Below are 12,638 nucleotides of genomic sequence, written 5' to 3' on the forward strand. Positions count from 1 at the left end.
TGGCGGTGTCACTCGAAGGAGTGCGAGGGGTCCGCGCTTGCCATGGACCCTGCTGTCCACGGCCTGGTCTTCACCCGGGGCACCCCGCCACGGACGGAGGGTTGCCGGACAGCCGGCCGGGGCCTTGTGACTGTCACTCATGACCTGGAAGGGAACGTACGCGAGCCGGCCGGCGTCCCGCAACCCGGTTCCGGATCGCGGGACGCCGGCCGGCTCGGCGGACGGGGGCGTCAGGCGTTGCTGGCGGCGACCCAGCGGTCGAGGACGCGGCGGGCGGCGCCCGAGTCGATGGACTCGGCGGCCCGGTCCATGCCCGCCCGGAGCCGCCCGGCGAGCGGGCCGTCGCCGGGCTCCAACGCCACCAGCGCCGCCGCGGAGTTGAGCAGGACGGCGTCGCGGACCGGGCCCGTCTCGCCGTTCAGCAGCCGGCGGGCGACGTCGGCGTTGTAGGAGGCGTCGGCGCCGCGCAGCGCCTCCACCGGCACCGGCTCGATCCCGACGTCCCGCGGGTCGAAGCCCTCCTCGGCGACCTTGCCGTCGCGCACCACCCAGACCCGGGAGGTGGAGGTGGTGGTCAGCTCGTCGAGACCGTCGTCGCCCCGGAAGACCAGGGAGGAGTGGCCGCGCTCGGCGAAGACCCCGGCGATGATCGGGGCCATCCGGGCGTCGGCGACACCGATCGCCTGCGCCTTGACGTGCGCGGGGTTGGTCAGCGGGCCCAGGAAGTTGAAGACCGTGCGGATGCCGAGCTGTCCGCGGGCCGCCGCGACGTGGCGCAGCGAGGGGTGGAACTTCACCGCGAAGCAGAAGGTGATGCCGGCCTCCTCGGCGACCTCGGCGACCCGCTGCGGGGTCAGCTCCAGGTTGACGCCGAGCTTCTCCAGGACGTCGGAGGCTCCGGAGGCCGAGGAGGCGGCCCGGTTGCCGTGCTTGACGACCTTGGCGCCGGTACCGGCCACGACGATCGCGGACATGGTGGAGATGTTGACCGTCTTGGCGCCGTCGCCGCCGGTGCCGACGATGTCGACGGTCTCCCCCGGCACCTCGATCACCCGGGCGTGCGCGTACATGGTGCGGACCAGACCGGAGATCTCCTCGACGGTCTCGCCCTTGGCCCGGAGCGCGGTGGCGAACCCGGCGATCTGCGCGTCGGTCGCCTCCCCGCGCATGATCACGTCGAGGGCCCAGGCGGTGTCGTCGGCGCTCAGGTCGTGACCGTCCAGCACTCCGTTGAGCAGGGCGGGCCAGGAGCGGGCCGCCGCGGTGTCGCCTCCAGCGGGGGTCACAGCGCTCATCAGCCGCTCCTGTGTGTGGTGGGGAAATCGGGTCCGGCCGGGAAGCGGGCGGGTGCTCCGGCGCTCCCCACCCTATCCAGCCCGGGACACGACCGAGGGGCCCCGTCCGCAGACCGGACGGGACCCCTCGGCAGGTGTGGCGACGCGGGAGCGTCAGTGGTGGCCGTGGCCGCTCGTGATCTCCTTGTACTCCTCGACGGTCGGCTTCGGGATCTGCGAGTCCTCGCCGAAGTACGCGTTGCTCATCTTGGCCCGGAGCTTCTCCGTGACCGCGGGCTTGCGCTCGACACCGTTCTCGTCCACCGTCGGGCCGATCTCGACGGGCCGGTACTGCTCGTGCGCCGTGAGCGTGTGGAGCTGCTCCTGGCTGAGCGGCTCGTGGACCTCGATGAACTCACCGTGCGGCAGGCGCTTGATGATGCCGGCCTCGCGGCCGTGCAGCACCTTCTCCTTGTCCCGGCGCTGGAGGCCGAGGCAGATCCGCTTGGTGACGACGAAGGCCAGAACCGGTCCGAGGAAGAACCCGATCCGGACGAACCAGGTGACCGCGTTGATCGACAGATGGAAGTGGGTGGCGACGATGTCGTTGCCACCGCCGATCAGCGTGATCAGGTAGCCGGTGATCCAGGCGACGCCGACGGCCGTGCGGGTCGGGGCGTTGCGCGGGCGGTCCAGGATGTGGTGCTCGCGCTTGTCCCCGGTCACCCAGGACTCGATGAACGGGTACAGGGCGATCACGGCCAGGAAGAGGCCGAAGACGACCAGCGGGATGAACACGCCCAGGACCAGGGTGTGGCCCCAGAAGTTGACCTCCCAGCCCGGCATGGCGCGGACCAGGCCCTCGGCGAAGCCCATGTACCAGTCGGGCTGGGCGCCGGTGCCGACCTGGTCGGGCCGGTACGGGCCGATGCCCCAGATCGGGTTGATGGTCACGATGCCGGCGATGGCCGCGATGACACCGAAGACCAGGAAGAAGAAGCCTCCGGCCTTGGCCATGTAGACCGGCATCAGCGGCATGCCGACGACGTTCTTGTTGGTCTTGCCGGGCCCGGCGAACTGGGTGTGCTTGTGGTAGAAGACCAGGATCAGGTGGGCCACCATCAGGCCCAGCATGATGCCCGGCAGCAGCAGGATGTGGATCGAGTAGAACCGGGCCACGAAGTCGTGGCCGGGGAACTCCCCGCCGAACAGGAACATCGAGATGTACGTGCCGACGATCGGCACGGACAGGATCGCGCCCTGCGTGAAGCGGACACCGGTGCCGGAGAGCAGGTCGTCCGGGAGCGAGTAGCCGGTGAAACCGGTGAACATGCCCAGGACGAACAGCAGGAAGCCGAACAGCCAGTTGACCTCGCGCGGCTTGCGGAACGCACCGGTGAAGAAGACGCGCATCATGTGCACGAACATGCCGGCGAGGAAGATCAGCGCCGCCCAGTGGTGGATCTGCCGGATGAGCAGACCGCCGCGGATGTCGAAGCTGATGTCCAGCGTGGAGGCGTACGCCTCACTCATGAGCTGGCCCTGCATCGGCACGTACGAGCCGTGGTACGTGACCTCGTTCATCGACGGGTGGAAGAACAGCGTCAGGTACACACCCGTGAGGATGATGATGATGAAGCTGTACATGCACACTTCGCCGAGCATGAACGACCAGTGGTCGGGGAAGATCTTGCGCATGTTGGCCTTGGCCAGGGAGTAGATCCCGAGCCGCCCGTCCGCCCAGTCGGCGACGCGCTCGCCGGCCGGGGACTTCCCGCGAGAGCGGGCCTCAGTGCTCGGTGCAGTACTCATCCGCGCTCCCAGAAGGCAGGACCGACGGGCTCGTCGAAGTCGCCGAGCGCCTCGAGATAGCCCTCGTCGTTCACACCGATACGCAACTGCGGCAGGGCGTGACCGGCGGGACCGAAGATCACTCGGGCGCCGTCGGAGAGGTCGAAGGTGGACTGGTGGCAGGGGCACAGCGCGTGATGCGTCTGCTGCTCGTACAGGGAGATCGGGCAACCGACGTGGGTGCAGATCTTCGAGTACGCCACGATGCCCTCGTGCGACCACTCGAGTTCGCGCTTGTCCTTGATGTCGCCCGGCTGGAGCCGGACGATCATCAGAGCCGCCTTGGCGATCTCGGACTGGAAATTCTCGTCGTGCTCCGACATGCCCTCGGGCATGGCGAAGCTCAGCGAACCGACGACCACGTCCGAGGGACGGATCGGCTGGTTCGTGTTCATGTTGACGAGCAGCTTGCCCTTGGACCACATGGTGTGGCGGAGCTTGGTCCCGGGCAGCGGGCCGAGGTCGCGCAGGAGCACGACGCCGGAGAGCGGAACCAGGGTGAGCGCGCCGAGCATGGTGTTGCGGATCAGCTTGCGGCGCCCGATCACCGACTCCTTGGCGCCCTGCTTGAAGTCCGCGTGGACCTTGGCCCGGACCTCCGGCGACGCCTCGATCGGGTGCCGCTCGTCGGCGATCTCCTCGTCGGACATCAGGGTGCGGGCCCAGTGGACCGCGCCCGCGCCGATCGTGAAGAGCGCGACGCCGAGGGTCAGGCCCAGCGCGAAGTTCATCGCGTTGAGGTGACCCAGCGGGAACACGAAGATCGACTTGTCGTGCGGGATGGTCACGAACGAGGCGATGAAGCCGACGGTGGCCAGCATCGACACCGTGAACAGCAGGGCCACCGTGCGCTCGGACCGCTTGGCGGCCCGCTCGTCGATGTCCTGCACCCGGGGCTCGTGGGGCGGCAGACCGGGGTCCGCGAACGGGTTCTCCTCGTCCGCGACCCGGACGGCTCCGTGCGGGGCTTCCTGCTCAGCGGGCAGGTTCTCTTCGGGAATCTGGTGGCTACTCATGACTTCTTGGCCTTTGCGGTCCGAGCGGCGACCCAGACGGCGACCACGATCAGCCCGCCCAGTCCGAACAACCACGCGAACAGACCCTCACTGACCGGGCCCAGTCCGCCGAGGCTGAGACCGCCGGGGCTCTCGGTGTCTTCGCCGTTGACCGCGTTCAGGTAGGCGATGATGTCCTTCTTGTTCTGCTCCGACAGCGTCTGGTCGGGGAAGGAGGGCATGTTCTGCGGGCCGGTCTGCATGGCCTCGTAGATGTGCTTCGGGTCCACGCCCTCCAGGCCGGGGGCGTACTTGCCGTGCGTCAGCGCGCCGCCCTTGCCGGTGAAGTTGTGGCACTGGGCGCAGTTGTTGCGGAACAGCGCGCCGCCGTTGGCGATGTCCGCGCCCTGCGGGCCGTACTGCTCCTTCGTCGGGACGGCCGGACCGGCACCCAGCGAGGCGATGTAGGCCGCGAGCTGGTCGATCTCGGCCTGCGAGTAGATGACCTTCTTGCGCGGGACCTGCGCGCCCGGCTGCTGGGCCGGCATCCGTCCGGTGCCGACCTGGAAGTCGACGGCCGCGGCGCCGACACCGACCAGGCTCGGGCCGTCGGTGGTGCCCTGACCTCCGGTGCCGTGGCAACTGGCACAGCCGACGGCGTAGAGCTTCTTGCCCTCGTCGATGGCGAGGGACTGGGCGGTTTCATCGGCCTGCGCCTTGCTCGCGGGTGCGAACGCGGCGTACAGCCCCCCTGTGCATGCCAGCGCGAGGAGTAGGACGACGAGCGCCGCCAGCGGATGGCGTCGTCGTGCGGAGAGCTTTTTCACGGATTACCCCGGTGTCAGGATCTTCTGCGTCGATGCTTCTGGTATTGCGCGGGTGCGCGCCGCGACTACTTGATCATGTAGATCGTGGCGAAGAGGCCGATCCACACGACATCGACGAAGTGCCAGTAATAGGACACGACGATGGCGGCGGTCGCCTGATCGTGGGTGAACCTCCGGGCCGCGTAGGTGCGGCCGAGGACCAGCAGGAAGGCGAAGAGTCCGCCCAACACGTGCAGTCCGTGGAAGCCGGTGGTCAGGTAGAAGACCGAGCCGTAGGCGTCGGACGAGAGCGAGAGGCCCTCGTGCTTGACCAGCTCGGTGTACTCGAACACCTGACCGCCGATGAAGATCGCACCCATCGCGAAGGTGACGATGAACCACATCCGGAGCTTCTTCACGTCACCGCGCTCGGCCGCGAACACGCCGAGTTGGCAGGTGAGGGAGGAGAGCACCAGGATCGTGGTGTTCGTCGCGGAGAACGGGAAGTTCAACGCGTCGGCCTTCGAGGACCAGAAGTCCGGGCCGGTCACCGATCGCAGGGTGAAGTACATCGCAAAGAGGGCCGCGAAGAACATCAGCTCGGAACTCAGCCAGATGATGGTTCCGACGCTGGTGAGGTTCGGTCGGTTGACCGACGGGTGCGCGTGCCCGGTGTCTACTGTCGTTGCTGTCGCCACGACCGACATTATGTCGGTCGCTTATCCCGCCCTCACCCCGGGGGGTGCTGTTCGGAGTGTCCGCCCCCTCTGGACTGCCCGTATGGCCCACCGAACGGGTTGTCGAAGCCCGGCGCGGACCGCTGTTGACAAGGGGTGCGAGGGAGTAGCATCCGCCCCAACGGGCTACCGACGTATCGGAGGAAGCATGCAGGCGACCGCCACGGTGCTGGTCTACAGCGACGACTCCAACACCCGCGAACAGGTGCGGCTCGCCACCGGACGGCGGCCGGCGCCGGACGTGCCCGTGGTCGAGATCCTGGAGTGCGCCACCCCGGCCGCCGTCGTCAGGGAGCTGGACAAGGGCGGCATCGACATCTGCGTCCTGGACGGCGAGGCCGTGCCCATGGGCGGCATGGGGCTGTGCCGGCAGATCAAGGACGAGATCTTCCAGTGCCCGCCGGTGCTGCTGCTCATCGCGCGGCCCCAGGACGCCTGGCTCGCCACCTGGAGCCGCGCGGAGTCCGCCGTGACCCTTCCGGTGGAACCGGTGGAGTTCGCCTCCGCCCTCGCCTCCCTGCTGCGGCAGAAGCGGCTTCAGAGCGCCTAGCACGCCCCTGCGGGTCCCGGGAGGCTTCCCGGGACCCGGGGTGCCCGCGCCGCCCCGCGAGGCCCTGGGCGGCAACCCGGACGTTCCGCGCCTGTGCGCCGACTCGGCCGTCTCAGCCGCCTCAGCCGCCTTTGGCGCAGCCCGCCGCCGTGCCCCGGGGGCTCCCGCGCTCACGCCGCGGCGGGTCGCAGCCGGGCCCCGTCCTGCGGGTCCGCGGCGCCCCGGCCGCCCGACAGGGCGCTGCCCGCGCGCCACTTGTCCCAGTCGAGGTTCCAGTCCCCGAAGCCGTTGCCGAAGGGCTCCATGGTGTCGCCGTCCGAGTTGATCACCTGGACGACGTCGCCCTCCTGCACCGTGTCGAAGAACCACTCGGCGTTGGAGGTGTTCATCCCGACGCAGCCGTGGCTGACGTTGGCGGAGCCCTGGGAGCCGACGGACCAGGGCGCGGCGTGCACGTACTCGCCGCTCCAGGTGACCCGGGTGGCGAAGTACACCGGCAGGTCGTACGACTCCGAGGAGCCCTCGGCGATGCCGACGGTGCTGCTGCGCATCCGTACGAAGGGCTCCTTGCCCAGCACCACCTTGACGCCGTTGCGGGTCTCGAAGCCGGGCTTGCCCGTGGTGACCGGGATCTCCCGGACCTCCTCGCCGTCCCGGTAGACGGTCAGGGTGTGCGCGGCGGCGTCGGTGACGGCGATGACGCGGTCGTCGGTGCGGAAGGTCAGGGGCTTGGCCTCGCCGCCCCACATCCGGTCGCCGATCTTGATGCCGTCCAGGGTGGAGCGGACGTCCACGGTGGCGTGGGCGGGCCAGTACTCCTTGGGGCGGTAGTGCAGCTTCTTGTCGTCCACCCAGTGCCAGGAGCCCTCCACGGCGGGCGTGGAGCGCACCTTGAGGGCGCGTTCCACCACGGCCCGCTGGGCCTTGTCCTTGACCGGCTCGCTCAGTTCGGCCGTGACGGGCTGACCGACGCCGTACGTGCCCGCCTTGGGGCCGAAGGCGACGTCCAGGGTCTTCTTGGCGGCGGGTTTGCCGGTCTCGAAGGCGAGGACCTTGCGGCCGGGCGCCCCGGAGCCGTCCTCGGTGCTGACGCGCACCGTGTAACGGGCGTTGGCGGCCAGCGGCGAGGTGCTGTGCCAGCGGGCCCCGTCGGCGGCGAGTTCGCCCGCCACGTAGCGGCCCGCGGCGTCCATCGCCGTGACGTCCGTGATGCGCCCGCCGGCGGCCTCGGCGACGACCTCCAGGGGCGTGTCCGGGTCGGCCTTCTTCCCGGCGTCCTTGGGGCCGTTGAACGAGATCTGGCCGGCCGCGTCGTAGGGGCCGGCCGACAGCGGGCTGCCGTCGCGCTCGCACGCGGCCACGCTCGCGCCGAGGGCGATCACCAGCAGGGTGCAGCCGAGGGCGGTACGCCCCGGCGCGGGGAAGTGAACCGTCTTGCTCATGTCCTCACGCTAGGGAGGGACGTCAGCGGCGGCACCGCGAGATGACCCGTGCGAGTGAGTGCGGGGTACGGGAACGAGAAGGGGCTCGGACGCTCCTGTTCGGAGTGTCCGGGCCCCTTCGTGCCGGGCGGGTGCCGGGTGCCTACTGGGTGCGGTTCTCGCCCCGGTAGTACTCGAAGACCCAGCCCCAGATGCTGATCATGATGATCGGGATCGAGAAGTACATGATCCACCAGCCGACGGCGATGCCCAGGAAGCCGAGCGCCGTACCGGCCGCGAGGCCCAGCGGCTGCCAACTGTGCGGGCTGAAGAAGCCGAGTTCGCCGGCGTCGTCGGCCACGTCCGCGTCCGTGTCGTCCTGGGCGCCGACGTCGACCCGCCTGGCCGTGAAGGCGAGGTAGAAGCCGACCATCAGGCACAGGCCGAAGGCCAGGAAGAGGATGGTGGCGCCGACCGGCTCCTTCGACCACGCGCCGTAGGCGATCGCCACGACGAGGTTGAAGGCGCTCAGCCAGAGGAACATCTTGCCCTGGATCTTCACTTGCCCGCCTCCTTGCCGCCTGCGAGGGCCTTGTCACCGTGACCGGTGTTCTCGAGCTGGTCCAGGGCGGCGATCTCCGGGTGGTGCAGGTCGAACGCCGGGGATTCGCTGCGGATGCGCGGCAGCGTGAGGAAGTTGTGCCGCGGCGGCGGGCAGGAGGTCGCCCACTCCAGCGAACGGCCGTAGCCCCACGGGTCGTCCACCTCGACGGGCTTGCCGTACTTGGCCGTCTTCCAGATGTTGTAGAAGAACGGCAGGATCGACAGGCCCAGCAGGAACGAGGCGATGGTGGAGACGGTGTTCAGGAAGGTGAAGCCGTCGGCCGCCAGGTAGTCCGCGTACCGGCGCGGCATGCCCTCGGCGCCCAGCCAGTGCTGGACCAGGAAGGTGCCGTGGAAGCCGACGAACAGGGTCCAGAACGTGATCTTGCCCAGGCGCTCGTCGAGCATCTTGCCGGTGAACTTCGGCCACCAGAAGTGGAAGCCGGCGAACATGGCGAACACCACGGTGCCGAAGACGACGTAGTGGAAGTGGGCCACCACGAAGTACGAGTCGGAGACGTGGAAGTCGAGCGGCGGCGAGGCCAGGATGACACCGGTCAGACCACCGAAGAGGAAGGTGACCAGGAAGCCGGCCGACCACAGCATCGGCGTCTCGAAGGACAGGGAGCCCTTCCACATGGTGCCGACCCAGTTGAAGAACTTCACTCCGGTCGGGACCGCGATCAGGAAGGTCATGAAGGCGAAGAACGGGAGCAGCACGCCGCCCGTCACGTACATGTGGTGGGCCCACACCGTGATGGACAGACCCGCGATCGCGATCGTCGCGCCGACCAGGCCCATGTAGCCGAAGATCGGCTTCCGGGAGAAGACCGGGACGATCTCACTGACGATGCCGAAGAACGGCAGCGCGATGATGTACACCTCGGGATGGCCGAAGAACCAGAACAGGTGCTGCCACAACAGGGCCCCGCCGTTGGCGGAGTCGAAGATGTGGGCACCGAACTTGCGGTCCACCTCCAGCGCGAGCAGCGCGGCGGCCAGCACCGGGAAGGCCAGCAGGACCAGCAGACCGGTCAGCAGGACGTTCCAGGTGAAGATCGGCATGCGGAACATCGTCATGCCGGGGGCGCGCATGCAGATGATCGTGGTGATGAAGTTGACCGAGCCGAGGATGGTGCCGAAGCCGGAGAAGGCGAGACCCATGATCCACAGGTCGGCGCCGAGGCCCGGCGAGTGCACGGTGTCGGTCAGCGGCGAGTACGCGAACCAGCCGAAGTCGGCCGCGCCCTGCGGGGTGAGGAAGCCGCCCAGCGCGATCAGCGAGCCGAACAGGTAGAGCCAGTAGGCGAACATGTTCAGCCGCGGGAACGCGACGTCGGGGGCGCCGATCTGGAGCGGCATGATCCAGTTGGCGAAACCGGCGAACAGCGGTGTGGCGAACATCAGCAGCATCACCGTGCCGTGCATGGTGAACGCCTGGTTGAACTGCTCGTTCGACATGATCTGCGTGCCCGGACGGGCCAGCTCGGCGCGCATCACGAGCGCCATCACGCCGCCGATGACGAAGAAGGCGAACGACGTCGCGAGGTACAGCGTGCCGATCGTCTTGTGGTCGGTGGTCGTCAGCCACTTGACCACGACGTTGCCAGGCTGCTTGCGCCGTACCGGCAGCTCGTTCTCGTACGAGTCCACAGCCGCCGCGGCACCCTGGGGTTCATTGAGGATGCTCACAGGTTGTTCGTCTCCCGGTTCTTCTCGTGGCTCGTCTGCGCGATGCCGGCGGGAACGTAACCGGTCTGCCCCTTCTTCGCGAGGTCCTTGAGGTGCTGCTCGTAGCGCTCAGGGGAGACGACCTTCACGTTGAACAGCATCCGGGAGTGGTCCACGCCGCAGAGCTCGGCGCACTTGCCCAGGAAGGTGCCCTCCTTGTTGGGGGTCACCTCGAAGGCGTTGGTGTGGCCCGGGATGACGTCCTGCTTCATGAGGAACGGCACCACCCAGAACGAGTGGATGACGTCACGCGAGGTCAGGACGAAGCGGACCCTCTTGCCCTCGGGGAGCCAGAGAGTCGGGCCCGGGTTGTTGGTCTGCGGGTTCCGCGTACCAGGGATACCGCAGTCGTAGGCACCGCCGGCGTTCGCGGGGAAGTCCGCCTTGAACCGGTCGGGGATGCCGGCCAGTTCCTTGGAGGTCTTCGCGTCGCCGGTGGAGCCCTCGACGTTCTCGACGTAGTTGAAGCACCAGCTCCACTGGAAGCCGACCACGTTGACGGTGACGTCGGGCTGCTTCTTCAGGCTCATGAGCTCGGATTCGTCACGGGCGGTGAAGTAGAACAGCACCGAGACGATGACGAGCGGAACCATGGTGTACAGCGCCTCGATGGGCAGGTTGTACCTGGTCTGCGGTGGAACCTCGACCTTGCTGCGGCTGCGCCGGTGGAAGAAAGCACTCCACAGGATCAGGCCCCACACCAGCACGCCGACGGCGAGCGCGGCAGCCCAGGACCCCTGCCACAGGGAGAGGATACGAGGGGCCTCTTCCGTGGTCGGGGTGGGCATGCCAAGGCGGGGGAAGTCCTTGTATGTGCAACCGGTGGCGGTCGCCAGGACCAGGCCCGCGGTCATTGCCTGCAGCAGCTTCCGCCGCATCGGGCGCCGCGGCGAGCGGTCGGAGCCGTTGGGACTCACGTAGCGCCTTCCCGAGAGTCTCGCCCGCGCTGGTTGGCTGCGGCCTTCTCGCTGGTCGGTCGCCGCCCTGCGTCGGGCAGGGGTTTGATGTTTATGCGGACCAAACCCTACTGGACGCCTTCCGGCGGGTCGCGGGGAGGGTGCCATACGCGCGGCGGGTCACCCCGAAGGGGTGGGACGGCCGGGGGCGGCACCGTGGGTGACGGGGTGTCGGCACCCGCGCGGCACGGGCGGCCCGCCGCCTTCCGGGTGAACCGGAACCGCTCCTCCGGGCGCCCGCCAGGAGCCTGCCGGGGACCCGCCGCGGGCCCGCGGGGGCCCGCCGAGGCCCGTCGCCGCCGGCCTGGGGCGTCGTAGCGTGGGGGCGTGTCCTACTTCGATGCCGCCTCCGCCGCCCCCCTCCACCCCGTCGCCCGCCAGGCGCTCCACGCCTCCCTGGACGAGGGGTGGGCCGATCCCGCGCGGCTGTACCGGGAGGGCCGGCGGGCCCGGATGCTGCTGGACGCGGCCCGCGAGGCCGCCGCGGAGGCGGTGGGGTGCCGCCCGGACGAGCTGGTGTTCACGCCCTCGGGCACGCGCGCGGTGCACCTGGGCGTCGCGGGCGCGCTGGCCGGGCGCCGACGCACCGGCGACCACCTGATCGTGTCAGCCGTCGAACACTCGTCCGTCCTGCACGCGGCCGAGGCGCACGAGGCCGCCGGCGGCACGGTGACCCGGCTCGCCGTGGACCGCACCGCCGCGGTGGACCCGGCGGCGTACGCGGACGCCCTGCGCCCCGGCACCGCCCTGGCGTGCCTCCAGTCCGCCAACCACGAGGTGGGCACCGAGCAGCCGGTGGCCGAGGTGGCCGAGGCGTGCCGGGCGGCGGGCGTGCCCCTGCTGGTGGACGCGGCCCAGTCGCTGGGGTGGGGCGCGGTGCCGGGCGCCTGGTCACTGCTGGCGGCCAGCGCCCACAAGTGGGGCGGCCCCTCCGGGGTCGGGCTGCTGGTGGTGCGCAAGGGCGCGCGGTTCGCGCCCCAGGGGCCCGGCGACGAACGGGAGTCGGGGCGGTCGGCCGGTTTCGAGAACATCCCGGCGATCGTGGCCGCCGCCGCGTCGCTGCGGGCGGTGCGGGCGGAGGCGGAGCGGGAGGCGGCCCGGCTGCGGGAGCTGACCGGGCGCATCCGGGACCGGGTCCCCGCGCTCGTGCCGGACGTGGAGGTGGTCGGCGATCCGGAGCGGCGGCTGCCCGGCGTCGTGACCTTCTCCTGTCTCTATGTCGACGGGGAGACCCTGCTGCACGAGCTGGACCGGGCCGGCTTCTCGGTCTCCTCCGGCTCGTCCTGCACCAGCAGCACCCTGACGCCGAGCCATGTGCTGCGCGCGATGGGCGTGCTCAGCGAGGGCAACGTCCGCGTCTCGCTGCCCCCGGGCACCCCCGCCGAGGACGTCGAACGGTTCCTGGAGGTGCTGCCGGGCACGGTGGCCGGGGTGCGGGCCAGGCTGGGGGCGCCGGACACCCGGGCCGGGGCGCCGGGGGCGGGGGCGGACCGGGTCGTGGACGCGCTCGGCCGGCGCTGCCCCGTACCGGTGATCGAGCTGGCCAAGGTCTTCGGCGAGGTGCCCCTCGGCGGCACGGTGCGGGTCCTCTCCGACGACGAGGCGGCCCGGCTGGACATCCCGGCCTGGTGCGAGATGCGCGGCCAGGAGTACGTGGGCGAGGAGCCGGCGGACCGGGGCGCGGCCTACGTGGTCCGCCGGGTCTCCTGACCCG

General features: G+C 69.8%; 11 protein-coding genes and 1 riboswitch. Of the genes, 2 read left to right on the plus strand and 9 right to left on the minus strand.

The annotated features are described in order from the left end of the window. Positions 1-28: 28 nt before the first annotated feature. Positions 29-145, minus strand: a riboswitch (SAM riboswitch). Between the two features lie 85 nt (positions 146-230). The 5 genes from trpD to ctaE form a co-directional block, all read right to left on the minus strand. Continuing rightward, on the minus strand, positions 231-1,295 hold the full coding sequence (gene trpD / locus J5Y05_RS26450; RefSeq protein WP_210875602.1) for an anthranilate phosphoribosyltransferase: 1,065 nt from the start codon (positions 1,293-1,295) through the stop codon (positions 231-233). A gap of 153 nt (positions 1,296-1,448) precedes the next feature. Next, the gene (qcrB, locus tag J5Y05_RS26455) at positions 1,449-3,086 is read right to left on the minus strand and encodes a cytochrome bc1 complex cytochrome b subunit (protein WP_210875603.1); all 1,638 of its coding nucleotides are present in this window, start codon (positions 3,084-3,086) and stop codon (positions 1,449-1,451) included. Next, positions 3,083-4,141, minus strand: coding sequence for a cytochrome bc1 complex Rieske iron-sulfur subunit (qcrA, locus tag J5Y05_RS26460; protein ID WP_210875604.1), 1,059 nt, complete (start codon positions 4,139-4,141; stop codon positions 3,083-3,085). Before qcrA ends, qcrB begins: the two co-directional genes overlap by 4 nt. Continuing rightward, positions 4,138-4,947 (minus strand): cytochrome bc1 complex diheme cytochrome c subunit, encoded by an 810-nt coding sequence (gene qcrC, locus J5Y05_RS26465; RefSeq protein WP_210875605.1) that lies wholly within the window; start codon positions 4,945-4,947, stop codon positions 4,138-4,140. Before qcrC ends, qcrA begins: the two co-directional genes overlap by 4 nt. 65 nt (positions 4,948-5,012) lie before the next feature. Beyond that, positions 5,013-5,633, minus strand: a complete 621-nt coding sequence (gene ctaE / locus J5Y05_RS26470; protein WP_210875606.1) for an aa3-type cytochrome oxidase subunit III — start codon at positions 5,631-5,633, stop codon at positions 5,013-5,015. Positions 5,634-5,811: 178 nt separating this feature from the next. Here ctaE and J5Y05_RS26475 point away from each other — a divergent pair, with 178 nt between their 5' ends. After that, a complete protein-coding gene (locus tag J5Y05_RS26475) occupies positions 5,812-6,213 on the plus strand; it encodes a response regulator (RefSeq protein ID WP_210875607.1) in 402 nt (133 codons plus the stop codon). A gap of 170 nt (positions 6,214-6,383) precedes the next feature. Here J5Y05_RS26475 and J5Y05_RS26480 read toward each other — a convergent pair whose 3' ends face one another. From J5Y05_RS26480 to ctaC, 4 genes are all read right to left on the minus strand, one after another. Further along, entirely contained in the window at positions 6,384-7,655 is a 1,272-nt protein-coding gene (locus J5Y05_RS26480) for a L,D-transpeptidase (protein ID WP_210875608.1), read from the minus strand. Positions 7,656-7,797: 142 nt separating this feature from the next. Next, entirely contained in the window at positions 7,798-8,196 is a 399-nt protein-coding gene (locus J5Y05_RS26485; protein WP_210875609.1) for a cytochrome c oxidase subunit 4, read from the minus strand. Then, positions 8,193-9,929, minus strand: a complete 1,737-nt coding sequence (gene ctaD / locus J5Y05_RS26490; RefSeq protein WP_210875610.1) for an aa3-type cytochrome oxidase subunit I — start codon at positions 9,927-9,929, stop codon at positions 8,193-8,195. The genes J5Y05_RS26485 and ctaD overlap by 4 nt, the downstream gene beginning before the upstream one ends. After that, on the minus strand, positions 9,926-10,885 hold the full coding sequence (gene ctaC, locus J5Y05_RS26495; protein WP_210875611.1) for an aa3-type cytochrome oxidase subunit II: 960 nt from the start codon (positions 10,883-10,885) through the stop codon (positions 9,926-9,928). Before ctaC ends, ctaD begins: the two co-directional genes overlap by 4 nt. A gap of 366 nt (positions 10,886-11,251) precedes the next feature. Here ctaC and J5Y05_RS26500 point away from each other — a divergent pair, with 366 nt between their 5' ends. After that, positions 11,252-12,634: a cysteine desulfurase/sulfurtransferase TusA family protein gene (locus tag J5Y05_RS26500; RefSeq protein ID WP_210875612.1), complete on the plus strand. Its 1,383-nt coding sequence runs from the start codon at positions 11,252-11,254 to the stop codon at positions 12,632-12,634. Positions 12,635-12,638: the final 4 nt, after the last annotated feature.

Origin of the sequence: Streptomyces tagetis (assembly GCF_018069565.1) — a bacterium.
Lineage (GTDB): Bacteria > Actinomycetota > Actinomycetes > Streptomycetales > Streptomycetaceae > Streptomyces > Streptomyces tagetis.

Bases quoted from the DNA above. Each gene is read 5' to 3' on its own strand.
- trpD (WP_210875602.1), bottom strand. From the start codon at position 1,295: ATGAGCGCTGTGACCCCCGCTGGAGGCGACACCGCGGCGGCCCGCTCC.
- qcrB (WP_210875603.1), bottom strand. From the start codon at position 3,086: ATGAGTACTGCACCGAGCACTGAGGCCCGCTCTCGCGGGAAGTCCCCG.
- J5Y05_RS26480 (WP_210875608.1), bottom strand. From the start codon at position 7,655: ATGAGCAAGACGGTTCACTTCCCCGCGCCGGGGCGTACCGCCCTCGGC.
- ctaE (WP_210875606.1), bottom strand. From the start codon at position 5,633: ATGTCGGTCGTGGCGACAGCAACGACAGTAGACACCGGGCACGCGCAC.
- qcrA (WP_210875604.1), bottom strand. From the start codon at position 4,141: ATGAGTAGCCACCAGATTCCCGAAGAGAACCTGCCCGCTGAGCAGGAA.
- J5Y05_RS26475 (WP_210875607.1), top strand. From the start codon at position 5,812: ATGCAGGCGACCGCCACGGTGCTGGTCTACAGCGACGACTCCAACACC.